Source organism: Rhizobium bangladeshense (assembly GCF_001662075.1).
GTDB classification, from domain to species: domain Bacteria; phylum Pseudomonadota; class Alphaproteobacteria; order Rhizobiales; family Rhizobiaceae; genus Rhizobium; species Rhizobium bangladeshense_B.
Map to the genome: position 1 here is coordinate 155,227 of NZ_LYPL01000010.1, position 18,011 is coordinate 173,237.

Consider the following 18,011-nt stretch of genomic DNA (forward strand, 5'->3'; position numbering starts at 1 on the left):
CCGGGGTATTGCCCGGCCGGTAGAAATCAGAAGCCTCCCTTGCCAGGGATCCAGTTGGTACCGGCGAGCGGCACCTGCGCCATGGCCGATGCCTCGATGGTCAATGCAACGAGGTCTTCCGGTTCGAGATTGTGCAGGTGGTTCTTGCCGCAGGCGCGCGCGATGGTCTGAGCTTCGAGGGTCATGACCTTCAGGTAGTTGGCGAGGCGGCGGCCGGCCGCAACCGGGTCGAGGCGTTTTGCCAGCTCCGGGTCCTGTGTGGTAATGCCCGCCGGATCCTTGCCTTCATGCCAATCGTCATAGGCGCCGGCCGTGGTGCCGAGCTTCTGATATTCCTCTTCCCAGCGCGGATCGTTGTCGCCGATGGCGACGAGCGCCGCCGTGCCGATCGCGACCGCGTCGGCGCCGAGCGCCAGCGCCTTCGCCACGTCGGCGCCCGAGCGGATGCCACCCGAAATGATGAGCTGCACCTTGCGATGCATGCCGAGATCCTGCAGCGCCTGGACGGCCGGTCGAATGCAGGCGAGCGTTGGCATGCCGACATTTTCGATGAAGACGTCCTGCGTCGCCGCGGTGCCGCCCTGCATGCCGTCGAGCACCACGACGTCGGCGCCAGCCTTCACGGCAAGAGCGGTGTCGTAATACGGACGCGCGCCACCGACTTTGACGTAGATCGGCTTTTCCCAGTCAGTGATCTCGCGCAGCTCCATGATCTTGATTTCCAGATCATCGGGGCCTGTCCAGTCGGGATGGCGGCAGGCCGAGCGCTGGTCGATGCCCTTCGGCAGGTTGCGCATATTGGCGACGCGGTCGGAGATCTTCTGGCCGAGCAGCATGCCGCCGCCGCCGGGTTTGGCGCCTTGGCCGACCACGACTTCGATTGCGTCGGCGCGGCGCAGGTCTTTCGGGTTCATGCCGTAGCGCGACGGCAGATATTGGTAGACCAGCGTCTGCGAATGACCGCGTTCCTCATCCGTCATGCCGCCGTCGCCTGTCGTGGTCGACGTGCCTGCGATCGTCGCACCCCGGCCGAGCGCTTCTTTGGCGTTGCCGGAAAGCGCGCCGAAACTCATGCCGGCAATGGTGATCGGCGTCTTGAGCGTGATCGGCTTCCTGGCGAAGCGCGAGCCGAGCACCACTGTCGTATCGCACTTCTCGCGGTAGCCTTCGAGCGGATAGCGCGAGATGGAGGCGCCGAGAAACAGCAGATCGTCGAAATGCGGTACCTTGCGCTTGGTGCCGGCGCCGCGGATGTCATAGATGCCGGTGGCCGCCGCGCGGCGGATTTCGGCGAGCGTATAGTCGTCGAAAGTCGCGGACTTGCGTGGCGGGGTATAGGGGTTGTGATAGCTCATGAGTGTCCCTCGCCTCAGTACGCATCTGCGTTGTCGATGTTGAAATTGTAAAGCTTGCGGGCCGAGCCGTAGCGCTTGAACTCTTCGGGTCTGACGTCCGTCACACCTGCCTTGTCGAGCAGTTCGACAAGCTTTTCCAGATGCTCCGGCCGCATCTCTTTCTCGACGCAGTCGGAGCCGAGGCTCTTCACCTCGCCGCGGACGAACAGCTTGGCTTCGTAGAGCGAATCCCCGAGCGCATCGCCGGCGTCGCCAAGCACGACGAGATGGCCGGACTGGCCCATGAAGGCCGACATGTGGCCGATGCTGCCGTGGACGACGATGTCGATGCCCTTCATCGAAATGCCGCAGCGCGACGCGGCATTTCCCTTGATGACGAGCAGGCCACCCCGGCCGGTCGCGCCGGCATACTGGCTGGCGTCGCCCTCGATGACGACGGTGCCGGACATCATGTTTTCGGCAACACCCGGTCCAGCCGAGCCATGAACCGTAATCTTGCCGCCGTCATTCATGCCGGCGCAGTAATAGCCGACAGATCCCCTAACAGCGACCGTCACCGGGCTGTCGATCCCGACGGCGACGGCATGGCTGCCGCGCGGGTTGATCACCTCGAATTCAGTGTCGTTGGCACCTTTGGAGAGAGCGTGTAGCGCGCTGTTCAATTCGCGAAGAGGCGTGTTGGAAAGATCGAATGTCGGCATTGAATCCTCGTTGGTCCGGGAGACGGTCCGCGCCGCCTCTTGGCTTTCAGCGCGCCTCAGGCCGCCTTGTCGTGATCCCAGAAGTAGACAGTTGCCGGCTCCGGCTCCCAGACGCGGGCATTCTCGATGCCGGGAAGATTGACCAGCGCGCGGTATTCCGAACCGAAGGCGACATATTGCTCCGTCTCGGCCATGACGGCGGGCTTGCAGGCGATCGGATCGCGCACGACGCCGAAGCCGGATTTGGTGCCGACGACAAAAGTGAAGAAGCCGTCGAGGTCGTCGAGCGCGCCGGTCAGAGCCTGGCCGAGATCTTTGCCCTTGGCCATTTCGGCTGTCAGATAGGCGGCGGCGACTTCGGAATCGTTCTGCGTCTCGAAAGTCATGCCTTCACGCACCAGTTCGCGGCGCAGGTTGTTGTGGTTGGAGAGCGAGCCATTGTGCACGAGGCACTGGTCGGCGCCGGTCGAGAATGGATGGGCGCCGAGGGTGGTGACCGCGGATTCCGTCGCCATGCGGGTATGGCCGATGCCGTGGGTCCCGCTCATCGCGCGGACACCGAACCGCGCCACGACGTCCTTTGGGAGACCGATTTCCTTGTAGATTTCGACGCTCTCACCCGAGCCCATAAGGCGGACTGCCGGGCGAATCCGTTCGAGCGCCTCGCGCACTGCTCCAAGTTTGGAGGTATCAAGCTCAATGACCGCGTGCGTGCTCTTGATCCACACATGGGCTTTTATGCCGGCTTCCTCGAGGTCAGCGGCCAGGCCGTCGAAGTCCGCGCCTGGATTGCTGGACTGGATAGTGATCTTCGCCTTGCCCTCTGCGAAGCCGCCATAGATCGCTATACCGGCCGAGTCCGGCCCGCGATCCGTCATGGTGATCAGCATATCTGAGAGCAGGTTTCCCAGCTGAGGCTCAAGGCTCTTGTCCTTGAGGAACAATCCAACAATGCCGCACATAGGCTGTGCCTCCTTTCATGTTGAGAAAGGACTAGCAGGTCTATGTAAGGACTTCAACTGGCAGGAATAAACTTTTCTTCTAAGGCAAGTCAGCTTCGCGAATTCTGCTGGGGATAGCTGATGATGGAGAGGTACCTGCTCGGCAGTTTTACCAGTTCCTCCGGCCCATGCGGCGCATCGGCGTCGAAGAACAGGCTGTCGCCCGGCTGCATCTGGAAAAGCTGGTCGCCGTGGCGGTAGATGACCTCGCCTTCGAGCATGTAGAGAAACTCCATGCCCTCATGCTGAAAGGTCGGGAAAACATCGGAATCGGCCGTCAGCGTGATGAGATAGGGCTCGACGATGACGCCGCTGGTGTTGTTGTCGATATGGCCGAGCAGATTATATTGATGGCCGGCGCGGGTGCCGCGCCGTTCCAGCTCGACGCCCTGCCCCGCTTTGACGAAGACGGCATTGCGCGGCTCCTCGTAGCGGCGAAAAAAGGCCGTCAGCGGAACGCCGAGCGCCCGCGACAGCGATTGCAGCGTCGTCAGCGACGGCGAGATGTTGCCGTTCTCGATCTTCGACAGCATGCCGAGCGAAATGCCGGTGGCGGCCGCGAGATCGGTCACCGTGATGCCGAGTTTCTTGCGGTAGGCGCGCACCTCATGGCCGATCGCCATTTCAAGGTTGTTTTCCTTCGGCTCCCGGACAGCGTGCGGATCCTGCGAAAAAGCAGCGCGTCCACCATGCGCCGGTTCCGTTTGCTTTTCCGCTTCATGTTTGGATTTCATGGATTTTTCCGCTGCCGCCTTCTTTTGTCTGAAGGCAACCCTATCGTGGTAGTGAAATTTCCTCAACCTTGAAGAAAACTCAATCGCGCCGCGCCTCACTCGGAGCCGTGCCGTAGACGGATCGGAACATGCGGGAAAAATGGCTCGAACTGGAAAAGCCGGTGGCCACCGCGATTTCCGAGATGGAAAGCGGGCTCTGCTTCAGCAGGCGCTGGGCATGCTGGAGCCTGATCCTGTGATATTGATCGAGAAAGGTCGTGCCGAGATGGGTTGAAAAGAGCCGGTCGAGGTGACGGGGAGTGACACCGGCGATGCGCGCCATGGCGGCGCGGTCGAGCGGCATCTCGATCGTCTCTTCCATCCGCTCGAGAACATTGAGCAGGCCGGGGTGGTGGACGCCGTAGCGCTCGGCGAGCGACGCGCGCTGCGGCGCGGCGGGCTCGTTGACTTCGGTGTGGAGATACCAGTCGCTGACGCGGCGGGCGAAATCCGGCCCCATCCGCTCGGCGATCAGCACATGCATCATATCGAGCGGCGCAATGCCGCCGCCGCAGGTGATGCGGTTGCCGTCGATCACGAACCGCGCCTGGCGCGGTGTCAGATCCGGGAAGGATTCGAGAAGGGCGGCGGCATGTTCCCAATGGATGGTGAAGTCGCGGCCGCCAAGCAGCCCGGCGGCGGCCATCAGATAGGGACCGCCCGATATGCCGCCGATCCTGACACCTTCGCGCGATAGCTGCCTGATGCAGGCAAGCACGCTCGGATATCGCCAGTCACGCGGCGAGCCGCCGGCGCAGACGAAGGCCGTGCCGAGGCCTGAACCCCTGACGGGAAGAGGTTCGGCCGGCACGCTGACGCCGGAGGACGAAAGCGCTGGCGCGCCGTCGGGCGAGAAGATCGACAGGCGATAGATCTCGCGGCCGGCCAGAAGATTGGCTGCCCTGAGCGGCTCCGTCGCCGAAGCGTAAGACATCAGCGCGAATCCCGGGATCAGGATGAAGCCGATCTCCTGGACAACGCTGCTGTCAGGTCTGGGTTCAGCTGCGGACATGTCTCTTTTATAATCGTTGACGTCCCAATTGCGCAAGTCGGTCGCGACCGTTCTGGCATCATGCCTCTAGTTCTTTTCGGATTGATCCATGCGCTATTCCGCTCTTTCGATTTTCCTCAACGGCCTTCGCGGCAACAAGGGCTGGGCGCCCGCTTGGCGCGACCCTGCGCCGAAGCCGCATTACGACGTCGTTATCGTCGGCGGCGGCGGTCACGGCCTTGCCACCGCCTATTATCTTGGCAAGGAATTCGGCGTCGCCAATGTCGCTGTCCTGGAAAAGAGTTACCTCGGATCCGGCAATATCGGCAGGAACACGACGATCATCCGGTCGAATTACCTGCTGCCGGGTAATAATCCTTTCTACGAGCTGTCGATGAAGCTCTGGGAAGGACTTGAACAGGACTTCAACTTCAACGCCATGGTCTCGCAGCGCGGCGTGCTCAATCTCTTCCATTCCGATGCGCAGCGCGACGCCTATACACGCCGCGGCAACGCCATGCGGCTGCACGGCGTCGATGCCGAGCTTCTCGACCGGCAGGCTGTGCGTAAGAAGGTTCCCTTCCTCGATTTCGACAATGCCCGGTTCCCCGTCATGGGCGGTCTGTTCCAACCGCGCGGCGGCACGGTCCGCCACGACGCGGTCGCCTGGGGTTACGCCCGCGGTGCGGACAGCCGTGGCGTCGACATCATCACCCAATGCGAAGTGACCGGCATCCGTACCCAAAACGGTGAGGTTACCGGCGTCGAAACCAGCAGAGGCTTCATCGGCTGCAGCAAGCTGGCGCTCGCGGCGGCCGGCAATTCCACCGTCGTCGCCGATATGGCTGGCCTACGTCTGCCGATCGAGAGCCATGTGCTGCAGGCATTCGTCTCCGAAGGACTGAAACCCTTCATCGACAATGTCGTCACTTTCGGCGCAGGACATTTCTACGTGTCCCAGTCGGACAAAGGCGGCCTGGTCTTCGGCGGCGATATCGACGGCTATAATTCCTATGCCCAGCGCGGCAATCTGGCGACCGTCGAGCATGTCGCCGAGGCCGGCCTTGCAATGATCCCGTCGCTGTCGCGCGTGCGTTATCTGCGCTCCTGGGGCGGCGTCATGGACATGAGCATGGATGGCTCGCCGATCATCGACCGCACCCATATCGACAATCTCTATCTCAACGCCGGCTGGTGTTACGGCGGCTTCAAGGCCACGCCTGCCTCCGGCTTCTGCTACGCCCATCTGATCGCCCGCAACACGCCGCATCAGACGGCCCGCGCCTTCCGGCTCGACCGTTTCGCGCGCGGCTACCAGATCGATGAAAAGGGCGTCGGCGCCCAGCCCAATCTGCACTGAGGACATTTACCGATGGCAAGCCTGATTTCCTGTCCCCATTGCGGCGCGAGGCCGAAGGAGGAATTCTCGATTCGCGGCGATGCTAGGCTTGTCAGGCCGGCGCCGGATGCCGGCCAGGACGCCTGGTTCGACTATGTCTATCTGCGCGACAATCCGAAGGGCCGCCACAGCGAATATTGGCACCATTCCTCCGGATGCCGCCGCTGGCTGATCGTCGAGCGCGATACTTTCACGCATAAGGTTCGTGGCGTCAGGGATGCCGCCCTTGCCAAGCTCGGCGGAGAACCCGCATGACGAGCTTCCGTCTTTCTTCCGGCGGCCGCATCGACCGTTCCACTTCACTCGGCTTCACCTTCGACGGCCGGGCGTTTGAAGGCCATCCGGGCGACACGCTCGCCTCGGCGCTGCTTGCCAACGGTATCCAGCTCGTCGGCCGCAGCTTCAAATATCACCGCCCGCGCGGCATTCTAACGGCGGGTGCTGCCGAGCCGAACGCGCTGGTGACGACGGGCAGCGGCGGGCGCACCGAACCGAATACGCGCGCGACGATGATCGAACTCTACCAGGGACTGGCGGCAAGGAGCCAGAACCGCTGGCCTTCGCTCGGCTTCGACATCGGCGCGGTCAACGGGCTGCTCTCGCCCTTCCTCAGCGCCGGCTTCTACTACAAGACCTTCATGTGGCCGGCAGCCCTTTGGGAAAAACTCTACGAGCCGGCGATCCGCAAGGCGGCGGGCCTCGGCAAAGCCTCCTATGAGGCTGATCCCGATTCCTACGAGAAATGCTGGGCGCATTGCGATCTGCTGGTGATCGGCGCCGGCGCCGCCGGCCTTGCCGCGGCACTCACCGCGGGCCGCGCCGGCGCGCGCGTCATCCTCGCCGACGAGGGTGCCGAACTCGGCGGCAGCCTGCTTTCCGAAAGCGGTGCAGTCGACGGCAAGCCGGCGGGGAGCCTTCTCGGCGAACTGCTTGCCGAGCTGGAGGGCCTGGAGAATGTGCGCCGCCTGCCACGCACGACTGTTTTCGGCTGGTACGACGACAATGTTTTCGGCGCGGTCGAACGCGTGCAGAAGCATGTGGTGACGCCCGATCCGGAACGGCCGGTCGAACGGTTGTGGCGCATCAATGCCCGGCAGGCGATCCTCGCGACGGGGGCCGAAGAACGGCCGCTCGTCTTCGGCGGCAACGACATTCCCGGTGTGATGATGGCGGGCGCGATGCGCAGCTACCTCAACCGGCAGGCGGTCGCGCCAGGCCAAAACACGGTGATCTTCACCACCAATGATGCCGGTTATCGCACCGCCGCCGACCTCGAAGCTGCCGGCCTTGCCGTCGCCGCGATCGTCGACAGCCGCCCGGATGCAGCCGAAGGCTGGCAAGGCCGCGCCGAGGTGCTGAAGGGCGCGCGGATCATCGATGCCCATGGCGGCAGGCGTCTGCGCAGCGTCAGCGTCAAAACCGAAGAGGGTCTTCGCCGGATCGAAGCCGATGCGCTTGCCATGTCGGGCGGTTGGAGCCCGATCATCCATCTCGCCTGCCATCGCGGCGGCAAACCGCAATGGTCGCAAGAGGCCGCGACGTTTCTGGCGCCGGCCGCTCAGGAAGGCCTCGCCGTTGCCGGCGCGGCCGCCGGACTTGCCGAAACTGCGGCCTGCCTAGGGGATGGCGCCGCAAAGGCGGCCGCTGCCGTCAAGGCGATTGGTTTTACAGCGGAACCGGCCTTTGCCTCAGCCACCGAGCCGGCTCAGCGCACGAAGCCGCTCTGGTGGGTCAAAGGCGCCAAGGGCAAGGCTTTCGTCGATTTCCAGAACGACGTGCATCTCAAGGACCTCAGCCTTGCTGTCCGCGAAGGCTACGGCCATGTCGAGCTTACCAAGCGTTACACCACATCGGGCATGGCGACTGATCAGGGCAAGCTCTCCAACATCAATGCCATCGGCATCCTTGCCGAGGCGCGCGGCGTCTCGCCCGCCGAAGTGGGCACGACGACCTTTCGGCCCTTCTATACTCCGGTCTCCTTCGGCGCTTTGACGGGAGCATCTCGCGGCAAACATTTTCAGCCGGCGCGCAAATCGCCGCTGCATGGCTGGGCTGAGAAGAACGGCGCGGTCTTCGTCGAAACCGGCCTCTGGTACCGCTCCTCCTGGTTCCCGCGCGCCGGCGAAACGACGTGGCGCGAAAGCGTCGACCGCGAAGTCCTGAATATCCGGAAGAATGCCGGCCTCTGCGACGTCTCGACCCTCGGCAAGATCGAAATCTTCGGCCGCGATGCCGCGACGTTCCTCGATCGCATCTATTGCAACGGTTTCTCCAAGCTCGCCGTCGGCAAGGCCCGTTACGGCATCATGCTGCGCGAGGACGGCTTCATTTATGATGACGGCACCACCAGCTGCTTCAGCGACGACCATTTCTTCATGACGACGACGACGGCGCTCGCCGCCGGCGTGTTGACCCATCTCGAATTCTGCGCCCAGACGCTCTGGTCGGAGCTCGACGTCTGCTTCGCCTCCTCGACCGACCAGTGGGCGCAGATGGCGGTTGCCGGGCCGAAATCGCGCACCATTCTCTCGGAAATCGTCGACGAGGATCTTTCCGATGCGGCTTTCCCCTTCATGAGCGCCCGCAAGGTGTCGCTGTTCGGGGGCCGCCTCGAAGGCCGGCTCTTCCGGATCTCCTTCTCAGGCGAACTCGCCTACGAGCTGGCGGTCCCGGCCGGATACGGTGAAGGTGTTGCCGACGCGATCATGGCGGCGGGCGAAAAACATGGCATCTGCGCCTACGGCGCGGAAGCGCTCGGCGTCATGCGCATCGAAAAGGGCCACGTCACCCACGCCGAGATCAACGGCACGGTCACCCCAAGCGATCTCGGCTTCGGCCGCATGGTCTCAACGACCAAGCCGGATTTCATCGGCAAGGCGATGCTCTCCCGCGAAGGCCTGCAGGATCCCGAACGGCCGCGCCTCGTCGGCGTCAAGCCACTCAATCCGGCAAGCAGCTTCCGCACCGGCTCGCACATCCTTGCCGAGGGCCATGCGGCGACGCTCGAGAACGACCAGGGTTACGTCACATCAAGCGCTTTCTCGCCGACGCTCGGCCATACGATCGGCCTGGCGCTCGTAAGACGCGGGCCGGAGCGCATCGGTGAAAAGGTGACGGTCTGGAACGGGCTGCGCAACGAATTCACCGAGGGAGTGCTCTGCCACCCCGTCTTCATCGATCCCGAAAACGAGAAGCTTCATGCCTGATCTTCCCCCGCACAGACCGGTTCTTGCCGGGGCGACATATACCGTTATCTCAGAGGCAGACATCCGGCTGGAAGCCCTGCCGGAAGGTCATCTGCTGCATGTGCTCGGCGCGATCGAGCCGGCGGCGCTTGCCGCGGAATTGGCGAAAGCAGGCCTTGCCACAAGTTCGATCCGCCAGGCTGGTTTCCGCCAATGGTTCGTCGCCGGCGCCGAGCCGCTTCAGCCTGTACGTCTGGACGCTCTTGCGGTGGCGCTTGCGGGAAGAGCCTTCGTCACGGACCAGAGCCACGGGCGTGTCCGCATCGGCGTTTCCGGCCGATCTTCGCGGGCTTTGCTTTCGAAGGGCACCGCCGTCGATCTCGATCCCGCCGTCTTTGCGGAAGGCAAATCGGTGATGACGATGGTCGGTCACATCTCCGCGCAGATCGCCCGCATCGGCGAGGACAGCTTCGAGCTCACGGTCCTGCGCAGTTTCGCTGAAAGCTTGTGGGACGACCTCAGGCACATGGCGGCGAGCACCGTAAAGGATGAGGCATAAGATGAGCTGCAGCGCTGCATGCTTTTTCAGGCGGATGCTGTAGCGCTTCCAACCCGCGTCGGCCGACACGATAAGTGCGTCGCATTAAATTCGATTCATACAGTTCCGGGCGACATGCTTTATCCTCGAAATGTATAGTTGCTGATCGACGCCGGTTTCATTTCGATGGAAAAACCCGGCAGGGTGGGCGGCATGTAGGCGGCGTTCTCGATCCGGCAGGGATCGAGGAAATGTTCGTGCAGGTGATCGACATATTCGATGACACGGCCGTCCTTGGTGCCCGAGACCGCGATATAGTCGATCATCGACAGGTGCTGCACATATTCGCAGAGGCCGACGCCGCCGGCATGCGGCCAGACCGGCAGGCCGAACTTGGCGGCGATCAACAGCACGGCGAGAACCTCGTTCAGCCCGCCCATGCGGCAGGAATCGATCTGGACGATATCGATCGCGCCTTCGGCGATGAACTGCTTGAACATGATGCGGTTCTGGCACATCTCGCCGGTTGCGACCTTCACCGGGCCGATCGCCTGGCGGATCTTGCGGTGGCCGGCCACATCGTCGGGGCTTGTGGGCTCCTCGATGAAGAAGGGCTTGGCGAATGAAAGCGCCTTGACCCAGTCGATCGCCTGACCGACGTCCCAGACCTGGTTGGCGTCGATCATCAGGTAGCGATCGGGACCGATCACCTCGCGGGCGATTCGGAGACGCCGGATATCGTCTTGCAGGTCGCGGCCGACCTTCATCTTGATATGGTTGAAGCCGGCGTCGATCGCCTCCTGGCAGAGCCGGCGCAGTTTTTCGTCTTCATAGCCCAGCCAGCCGGCCGAGGTCGTGTAGCAGGCATAGCCTTCCTTCTCGAGGAGGGCGATGCGCTCCGCCTTGCCGGCTTCGGCGCGCTCGAGGATCTCGACCGCCTCGTCGCGCGTCAGCACGTCAGTGAGATAACGGTAGTCGACGATATCGGCGATTTGTTCGGGCGACATCTCGGCGACGAGCCGCCAGACGGGTTTGCCGGCCTGTTTGGCGAGCAGATCCCAAACGGCGTTGACGACGGCGCCGGTCGCCAGGTGAATGGCGCCTTTTTCCGGGCCGATCCAGCGCAGCTGGCTGTCGCTCGTCAGATGCCGCCAGAATTTGCCGGGATGGGCGAGAACCTCGGCGAGGTCGGCGCCGACGACGAGATGGCGCATCGCTTCGATCGCCATGCAGCAAATGTCATTGCCGCGGCCGATGGTGAAGGTCAGGCCGTGGCCGGCCAGGCCGGGCGCGTCTGTATCGAGAATGACGTAGGCGGCCGAGTAGTCCGGATCGGGATTCATCGCATCGGACCCATCCAGGCTGTGCGAGGTGGGAAAACGGAGATCGAAGACGCGAAGGTCGGTGATGCGGGTCATGTTTTTCCTCCCAATTGCGATAGCCGGATCGGCCGGCATCCTGCCGGCTCCTCATCGGCTGAAGCGCGTTACGATCTTTCCGATTCGTTCCTCGCGCTTTAGGTCTTTGTTTTACGCATGCCGTCATCGCAAACCGCTGCACGGTTTTGCGCGACATGCGCTGGGTCAGATCGTCCAGCCGCCGTCGATGGCGATCGCCTGGCCCGAGGTGTAGGTGGCGCCGGCGAGATAGACGGCAAGATCGGCGATCTCCTCCGGCGAACCGAGCCGGCCCATCGGCTGGCGGGCGATGAAGGCGGCGCGGGCCGCATCGTAATCGCCGCCGGCGCGCATGCGATCCTGCAGCGACGGGCTTTCCACCGTGCCGGGGCAGATGGCATTGCAGCGAATGCCTTCGGCGACATAATCGGCGGCGACAGATTTGGTGAGGCCGATCACGGCGGCCTTGGTGACGCCATAGGCGAAGCGGCTCGGCACGCCCTTGATGCTGGAGGCGACGGAGGCCATGTTGATGATCGCCCCGTCCCTGCGCTCGAGCATGCCGGGCAGTACGGCGCGGATGGTGCGGATCATCGCCTTGACGTTGAGGTCGAGGGCGAATTCGAAATCGGCATCCTTCATCTCCAGGATCGAGCCCGCATGGACGAAACCGGCACAGTTGAACAGCACGTCGACGCGCCCAATCTCGGTGACCAGAGCTTTGACCGCGTCTTCGTCGAGCACGTTCAGCTTGTGGGTGGATACGCCGGTTTCGGCAGCCAGCGTCGCCAGCGCGTCGGTGTTGATGTCGGTGGCGTGGACCTTGGCGCCGGTCGCGGCAAAGGCTGCCGCCGTCGCCCGGCCGATGCCTTGGCCGGCGGCGGTGATGAGAACGGTCTTGCCGGAAAGTCTGTTTGTCATGTCACGGGCCTCTTCTGGAATTGTCTGCGCGGGGCGGCGCGTACGGTCATATCTTGGCGAAGGCCGGGCTGAGATGGAATAGGTTGTCCGTCAGCGCCTGCCATTTTCCCTCTTTGCGCGTTGCGGCCCGCCTGAGGCGAGGCACGATGCCGGCTTTTCGTCGTTGCCGTCGATCAGCTGTCTTCAGCGATAATTTGTCTGTTTATAGACAAACAGACGATTGGCCAAGGGTCAAGCGCGAAGTTTTGCTTTTCCGGCCGCGGTTCTGCGTATATGCAGAATAATATTCACAGGAGGATGGAATGGAGCCCGACGAGTCAGACCGCTACCGCGCTCCGGCCCTCGACAAGGGCCTCGACATCCTGGAACTGCTTGCCGGCGTCGACAGCGGCCTTACCCAGGCGGAAATCGCCAAGCGGCTCGCCCGCAGCCCCAACGAATTCTATCGCATGCTCGACCGCCTGGTGCGTCGCGGCTACGTCACCCGGCTGGACGGCGATCGCTATTCGCTGACGCTGAAGCTGTTCGGGCTTGCGCAGCTGCATGCGCCGGTGCGCCGGCTCGCCTCCTACGCCACGCCGCTGATGCGCGATCTCGCCCAGCGCGCGCGTCAGGCCAATCACCTGGCCGTCTTCGATCGCGGCGCCGCCGTGGTCATCGCCCAGCAGGAGGCGCCGGATTATTGGGGATTCTCGATCCGCATCGGCGCCCATATCAGCCTCTTCGACACCGGCTCGGGGCATGTGCTGCTCGCCTTCCGCAGTAACGAGGAGCGGGAGATGATGATATCGGAACATGTGCGCAACCGCGCAGATATCGAACTCGGGGCCGAATTCTACGATCGCCTCGATCAGATCCGCGAGCGCGGCTACGAGATGATGGCGAGCGCCCAGACCTCCGGCGTCTACAATCTGTCGGCGCCGGTTCTCGGGCCGGATCGGCGCTGCATTGCCGCCCTCACCTGCCCGTTCATCGCGCTCGTCAATGCGCCGTCGGCGCCCGACATCACCCAGACGATCACGCTGGTGCAGAAGACCGCGGCCGAGCTCTCGCAGCTTGCCGGCGCCGACGTCACCATCGCGGTCTGATCTGTCGAATTTCTATTTGAACAATTCATTCACCAGGGATAGCTTGCCGCAAGCCAGCCTTGGAGGAACCCGTGCTCATCGACACCCATCTGCATGTCATCGATCGGTCGGCGCTGCCCTATCCCTGGCTCTCCGGCGCACCTGCGCTCGACCGGGATTTTCTCTACGAGACCTATGCAGCCGAGGCGCGCCGCTGCGGCATCACCACGGCGCTGCATATGGAAGTCGATGTCGATCCGGCCGCCATGCAGGCCGAGACCGACCACATCGCCGGCATCGCCCAGAAGCCCGGCAGCCTGATTGCCGGCGCCATCGTCTCCTGCCGGCCGGAAGATGAAGGCTTTGCCGCCTATCTCGAGCGGCAGAAGGCCGATCCCTTCGTCAAGGGATTTCGTCGCGTGCTGCATGTCGTGGCCGACGACGTCTCGGAAGGCGCGCTGTTTCGCGAAAACATCAGGCGCATCGGCGGCAGCGGCCTGACCTTCGACCTCTGCACATTGCCGCATCAGGCCGTGCGCGTCGCCGCCCTCATTGATCTTGCGCCGGATGTGCAGTTCGTGCTCGACCATTGCGGCGTGCCCGATATCCGCTCGGATGCCTTTCAGCCGTGGAAGGCCGGCATATCGGAGATCGCCCGGCGGCCGAACGTCATCTGCAAGGTTTCGGGCGTCGTCGCCTATGCCGATGCCGAGACGTGGACGGCGCAGACGCTGCGGCCCTATATCGAACATGTCATCGCAAGTTTCGGCTGGGACCGTGTCGTCTGGGGCAGCGACTGGCCGGTCTGCACGCTTGGCGGCGGCCTTTCCACCTGGGTCGCGGCGACCCATGCGGCGCTCTCCGGCAGCAGCGAGGCGGAACGTTCGAAGCTGCTCTTCGCCAATGCTCAACGGCTCTGGTCACTCTGACGCGGCTTCTGCAAGGGCCAGGCGGTGGCATCATCGTGGCCGTGGAGGATGGCCGCGCGGGCATAGTGTATCGATGTGGCACGGTTGGCTTTCTGCAAGCCGGCGCGCAGGGACAGGCCATGACGGCACATTGCGGCGTTGCCATGCGCCCGGGCATAGGCCGGATCGTGTTCGACGGCGCGTTCGAGCGGCCCGTCTGCGAAAGCCAGCACGCGTGCTGATGATTGTTCTCCACCTAGGCACGAACAATATTTCGAACTTGCCAAAGCTCGCTGCATCCGGCCCCTCCGGGTCCATGGCACTTGTCGACCGTCGAAGCCGCTACGACACGGATCGGATCTGCACTCTGACGACAATAGTGCAGGCTTCGATCGACACTTTGCGCATGCGACGGCATAACTGCCAAATCGCAGTCGATTTAAGGATAATTAATTCAAAATATTGCAGCTCCTTTGCGCGGCGTTCTCAGACACGGGAGCGTGGTAATCCCGGAACATGCCGTCGGTTGGAATCAAGGGAAGCCCGCCCTTTCGCCCGTAGGTGACGCCACATCCCAAAATCAGGCGACGTATCGTCCAAAAGTACTACTTTGGCATGCTTTTTGCTGCTGCTAATATGAAGCGAGGTGATGTTTCGGTTCGGGACACCTACGGTCGGGTAATTGCTAGCTTTGTGTAACTCAGGTAAAAGTTGTCAGACACGGATATGGCGAATAACCTCATCTCCGTGTCCTCAGGAGGGAAAATAAAATGAAAGAAGAACCGCACGCAGTGGATGTTCATGTCGGGAAGACCATCCGCATACAGCGTCTGCTGCGGAAAGTCTCGCAGACCGAATTGGGCGATCGCGTCGGCGTGACATTCCAGCAGATCCAGAAATACGAAAAAGGCTCCAACCGCGTTTCCGCCAGCATGCTGGTTGAAATCGCCGGCGCGCTGAACGTCGACGTCAGGACGTTCTTCGACGACCTGTCCACTCCTGATACGGCCAACGACAACCCCGCTCCCAGCGAGGAATTCGTTATTTCGCGCGAGGGCGTCCTTCTCAACGCCGCGTTCTTCTCGATCAAGAACGAAGCGCTTCGCAAGAAGATCCTGAAGCTCGTCCAGGCAATCGCCCACACCGAGCAAATGGACGGTGAAGCGGCCGAATAGGCCGGATCTCCTTCACCCGTTCCGAACGGACTGCATGAAGGTCAATGGCGATCGATCAGGATCAGATTCTCGCTGGCGTCCTTCATTGCGATCTTGGCCTTGCTGCCGAGCAGTTTCTCGAGGTTGACGTCTAGCTCCCTGTCCGGATCTATGCCGTCCCAATCGATGACGACCTGCAGCAGCGCCATGTTCGTCAGGTGCATCAGGTTACGCAGCTGAAGCTTTTCAGCCTCCTCCTTGGCTGCCGACAGCAGCCGGAAGATCCTTGCGTATTCACTGCCTGTACCTTCGTTATGTTGTTCAAACATTGTCCCGCCCCTTTGGCCGTGGAGGCCTCAGATTCCATCACCACTGCATCTTTTCGCCATTACCGTTATACAAGCGTTACAGGCGTCACACTGCGCGTGACTTCGGCGTGCAAAAGCTCCCAGTGAGAGGTCGCGGCAAAGTGCCAGTCACGGTTGATGGGTACGAATTCGTCACGGCGCAGCCATTCCAGCACCAGCCGCGCGTCGTCCCGCTTGCGTTCGACCCGGTTCTTGCGCAGGGCCGCGAGCAGATGGTCGCGGCGCGCCTTGCGGAAATGGCACTCGTCCACCACCCGCGCATAGGTGCGTTCGGAGAAATGCAGGAAGCGGCCGGAGAGCAGCAGTTTCTTGCGCTCGGCCGACGAAATCTCACCGCCGGCGTGAAGCGCATCGATCGTCGGCTCGAAATCGACCCAGGGCACCGAAAGCGGCAGCCAGCCGAGCGCCTGCGGCGCATGCACCAGCGCGACGGCCTCGTCGTCGAGCAGCCGTCCGGACTGGTAATCTTCGAAGATCGAGCCGAGCCCGACCATGCCGAAAGGAGCGCATTCGGCGGCCCGCAATGCGCCCATGCTGGCGCCGCCGGCAATGGCGACATCGCGCTCGAGCGCATAGAGAATTTCCTTGTGCCAGACCGAAGGCAAATCGCCGAAATAGCCGTCGACGAGGCCGATCGCGGTGGCCCCGTCCTCCACTGCTTTGAGAATGTCGCCGCAGACGGCAGGCGGCCGGAAATCGATGCAGGGAGACATGTTTCTCGCTGCGGCAAGACCGCCACCAAGGCTCGGACCGACGAACAGAACCTTCATGATTGGGCTACCCTCATGGTGTTGACGGCGCGCAGGCCGAGTTGGATGTACTGACCTGAAATATCGACCTCCAGGCCCGGCACGATCACCCTGACGACGGAGACCGGCAGAGCCTGATAATGCGGAAACGGCACGACGACGATCTGCTCGATGCCGGTCGCCGTCAGCCGGTCGGCAATATGGCCGATGGTCTCCTGGATGGTCGCGGGTCGGCGATGGCGGGGCTGGAAGGCGCGCATTCGGCTATCGCCCTCCCAGAGTTCGACCACCTGCTGCATCGCCGCACTCTTGTCGAGCCGCTGATAGATGCGCGGCGAGAAATCGTCGCGGCTGCCGGCGATCGCCGTCAGCCGGCTCTGCGCCGCCTCGGTGATAGCCCGCAGCGCGGCACGCACGGGATCGGGGTGGCAGCCGCAGCCGCCGCAGACATGGGCCCAGCGCGCATCGACGCGGTCGGACAGATTGCCCGGCATGATGACAGCCAGAAAAGCCGGGACACCGATATCCGTGGTCATGTCGAGCAGCAGCAGACGCATGCCGGCGCGCGAAATCCGGTCGGTCATGACATCGATGACCGCATCGCCGAACGAGGCGGGGTCGATGCGGCTCTCCTTGAGGCGCTGCGGCGATTTCAGCTGGGTCAGGGCCCAGGCGTCGCGCTCCACCAGCTCGCAAAGCCCGTGCAGGACCGCTTCGGACGGCGTGTTGCCGGAGGCGAGCCCGTCGCTCGACTGCTCGAAGCCCGACGGCCGCTCGCCGCGATGGTCGAGGCCGACGAGCCACCAGGGGACAAAGACGCTGCTGCCCGAGAGGATGTCGAGGCCGGAGCACCAGGGGATGGGGCCGCCGCCGATGTCATCGGGCGCGCAGCGCGCAACATTGTCGAGATCGATCATGGCGGCGCCTTCCGCCCGCATGCTCTCGACGGTCGCCCGTGTCAGGTCGGCTGGCGCAATTTCCGCGATCCGCGTCTCGATCGCCTCCATGGCGGCCGATGCCATGGCGGCATCATTGTCGATACCTTTGCCCTGGAAGACCGAAAGCGTATGGCTGTTCGGCCTCGTCGCAAAGGCGACGGGGATGTTCAGCACGTCGAGGGCGGTCAGCAGGCCGACGCGCGTAATACCGAATTCGCGCAGATGCGGCCTGATGGCGGCCAATGTCTGCGCCGGGGTGAGCGCACGGTCATGATAGTCGCTGACGCCGGCCGATGATCGTTTGAGGTCACCGGCTAGCGTCTCAAGGTCGGCGAAAGCGGACATGCCATCTCGTCCTTAGCGGAACTTCAGGGCATGTGTCAGGTTTTCGAGAGCATTCGCAGCGACATTGAGTTCGTCCTGCTTCATCGCAGCCTTGGCTGCAGCCGAGAAACGCGGCTGGAAGGGCATTGCGGCATTGGTTTCAACGCTGGTTTTCATTGTCCATCTCCAATGGGATAGGCAGCGGGCTGCCGTTAACCATTGGAAAAGAACACTGCCTGCGT

19 protein-coding genes are annotated in these 18,011 nt (G+C 62.9%); 7 read left to right on the forward strand and 12 right to left on the reverse strand.

Going from position 1 to position 18,011, the window contains the following annotated elements; genetic code table 11:
- Positions 1–26: 26 nt before the first annotated feature.
- The 5 genes from A7X77_RS20215 to A7X77_RS20235 form a co-directional block, all read right to left on the reverse strand.
- A complete protein-coding gene (locus tag A7X77_RS20215) occupies positions 27–1,355 on the reverse strand; it encodes an FMN-binding glutamate synthase family protein (RefSeq protein ID WP_064684622.1) in 1,329 nt (442 codons plus the stop codon).
- Positions 1,356–1,369: 14 nt separating this feature from the next.
- The gene (locus tag A7X77_RS20220; protein WP_064684623.1) at positions 1,370–2,056 is read right to left on the reverse strand and encodes a GXGXG domain-containing protein; all 687 of its coding nucleotides are present in this window, start codon (positions 2,054–2,056) and stop codon (positions 1,370–1,372) included.
- Between the two features lie 56 nt (positions 2,057–2,112).
- Positions 2,113–3,018, reverse strand: coding sequence for a class II glutamine amidotransferase (locus A7X77_RS20225; protein WP_064684624.1), 906 nt, complete (start codon positions 3,016–3,018; stop codon positions 2,113–2,115).
- A gap of 89 nt (positions 3,019–3,107) precedes the next feature.
- Positions 3,108–3,791 carry a helix-turn-helix domain-containing protein gene (locus tag A7X77_RS20230; RefSeq protein WP_064684625.1) on the reverse strand — a complete coding sequence of 228 codons (684 nt, stop codon included), beginning with the start codon at positions 3,789–3,791 and terminating at the stop codon, positions 3,108–3,110.
- 79 nt (positions 3,792–3,870) lie between these two features.
- Positions 3,871–4,842, reverse strand: coding sequence for a GlxA family transcriptional regulator (locus A7X77_RS20235; RefSeq protein WP_064684626.1), 972 nt, complete (start codon positions 4,840–4,842; stop codon positions 3,871–3,873).
- Positions 4,843–4,930: 88 nt separating this feature from the next.
- On the opposite strand from A7X77_RS20235, the gene A7X77_RS20240 reads away from it, so the two are divergent.
- From A7X77_RS20240 to A7X77_RS20255, 4 genes are read left to right on the forward strand one after another with little or no spacing between them, the layout of a single operon-like run.
- Positions 4,931–6,181: a sarcosine oxidase subunit beta family protein gene (locus tag A7X77_RS20240; protein WP_064684627.1), complete on the forward strand. Its 1,251-nt coding sequence runs from the start codon at positions 4,931–4,933 to the stop codon at positions 6,179–6,181.
- Between the two features lie 12 nt (positions 6,182–6,193).
- The gene (locus A7X77_RS20245; RefSeq protein ID WP_064684628.1) at positions 6,194–6,475 is read left to right on the forward strand and encodes a sarcosine oxidase subunit delta; all 282 of its coding nucleotides are present in this window, start codon (positions 6,194–6,196) and stop codon (positions 6,473–6,475) included.
- The gene (locus tag A7X77_RS20250) at positions 6,472–9,426 is read left to right on the forward strand and encodes a sarcosine oxidase subunit alpha family protein (protein WP_064684629.1); all 2,955 of its coding nucleotides are present in this window, start codon (positions 6,472–6,474) and stop codon (positions 9,424–9,426) included. Before A7X77_RS20245 ends, A7X77_RS20250 begins: the two co-directional genes overlap by 4 nt.
- On the forward strand, positions 9,419–9,964 hold the full coding sequence (locus A7X77_RS20255) for a sarcosine oxidase subunit gamma (protein ID WP_064684630.1): 546 nt from the start codon (positions 9,419–9,421) through the stop codon (positions 9,962–9,964). The genes A7X77_RS20250 and A7X77_RS20255 overlap by 8 nt, the downstream gene beginning before the upstream one ends.
- Positions 9,965–10,083: 119 nt before the next feature.
- Here the strand turns inward: A7X77_RS20255 and A7X77_RS20260 are convergent, their stop codons facing one another.
- Positions 10,084–11,361 carry an L-fuconate dehydratase gene (locus tag A7X77_RS20260; RefSeq protein ID WP_064684631.1) on the reverse strand — a complete coding sequence of 426 codons (1,278 nt, stop codon included), beginning with the start codon at positions 11,359–11,361 and terminating at the stop codon, positions 10,084–10,086.
- Positions 11,362–11,526: 165 nt separating this feature from the next.
- Positions 11,527–12,261, reverse strand: a complete 735-nt coding sequence (locus A7X77_RS20265) for an SDR family oxidoreductase (protein ID WP_064684632.1) — start codon at positions 12,259–12,261, stop codon at positions 11,527–11,529.
- Between the two features lie 302 nt (positions 12,262–12,563).
- Here A7X77_RS20265 and A7X77_RS20270 point away from each other — a divergent pair, with 302 nt between their 5' ends.
- Together A7X77_RS20270 and A7X77_RS20275 are read left to right on the forward strand one after the other, a co-directional pair.
- On the forward strand, positions 12,564–13,349 hold the full coding sequence (locus A7X77_RS20270; RefSeq protein ID WP_064684633.1) for an IclR family transcriptional regulator: 786 nt from the start codon (positions 12,564–12,566) through the stop codon (positions 13,347–13,349).
- A 71-nt stretch (positions 13,350–13,420) separates the two neighbouring features.
- Positions 13,421–14,257, forward strand: a complete 837-nt coding sequence (locus A7X77_RS20275) for an amidohydrolase family protein (RefSeq protein ID WP_064684634.1) — start codon at positions 13,421–13,423, stop codon at positions 14,255–14,257.
- On the opposite strand, the gene A7X77_RS20280 is transcribed toward A7X77_RS20275, so the two are convergent.
- A complete protein-coding gene (locus A7X77_RS20280) occupies positions 14,236–14,469 on the reverse strand; it encodes a hypothetical protein (RefSeq protein ID WP_064684635.1) in 234 nt (77 codons plus the stop codon). The genes A7X77_RS20275 and A7X77_RS20280 overlap by 22 nt on opposite strands.
- A 537-nt stretch (positions 14,470–15,006) precedes the next feature.
- Between A7X77_RS20280 and A7X77_RS20285 the strand changes: the two genes are divergently transcribed.
- Positions 15,007–15,411 carry a helix-turn-helix domain-containing protein gene (locus A7X77_RS20285; RefSeq protein WP_064684636.1) on the forward strand — a complete coding sequence of 135 codons (405 nt, stop codon included), beginning with the start codon at positions 15,007–15,009 and terminating at the stop codon, positions 15,409–15,411.
- Between the two features lie 41 nt (positions 15,412–15,452).
- Here A7X77_RS20285 and A7X77_RS20290 read toward each other — a convergent pair whose 3' ends face one another.
- From A7X77_RS20290 to A7X77_RS33565, 4 genes are all read right to left on the reverse strand, one after another.
- Positions 15,453–15,719: a hypothetical protein gene (locus A7X77_RS20290; protein ID WP_004668299.1), complete on the reverse strand. Its 267-nt coding sequence runs from the start codon at positions 15,717–15,719 to the stop codon at positions 15,453–15,455.
- A 65-nt stretch (positions 15,720–15,784) separates the two neighbouring features.
- Entirely contained in the window at positions 15,785–16,528 is a 744-nt protein-coding gene (locus A7X77_RS20295; RefSeq protein ID WP_064684637.1) for a TfuA-like protein, read from the reverse strand.
- On the reverse strand, positions 16,525–17,790 hold the full coding sequence (locus A7X77_RS20300; RefSeq protein WP_064684638.1) for a YcaO-like family protein: 1,266 nt from the start codon (positions 17,788–17,790) through the stop codon (positions 16,525–16,527). The genes A7X77_RS20295 and A7X77_RS20300 overlap by 4 nt, the downstream gene beginning before the upstream one ends.
- Positions 17,791–17,802: 12 nt before the next feature.
- Positions 17,803–17,946 carry a hypothetical protein gene (locus tag A7X77_RS33565; RefSeq protein ID WP_010029296.1) on the reverse strand — a complete coding sequence of 48 codons (144 nt, stop codon included), beginning with the start codon at positions 17,944–17,946 and terminating at the stop codon, positions 17,803–17,805.
- Between the last annotated feature and the right edge of the window lie 65 nt (positions 17,947–18,011).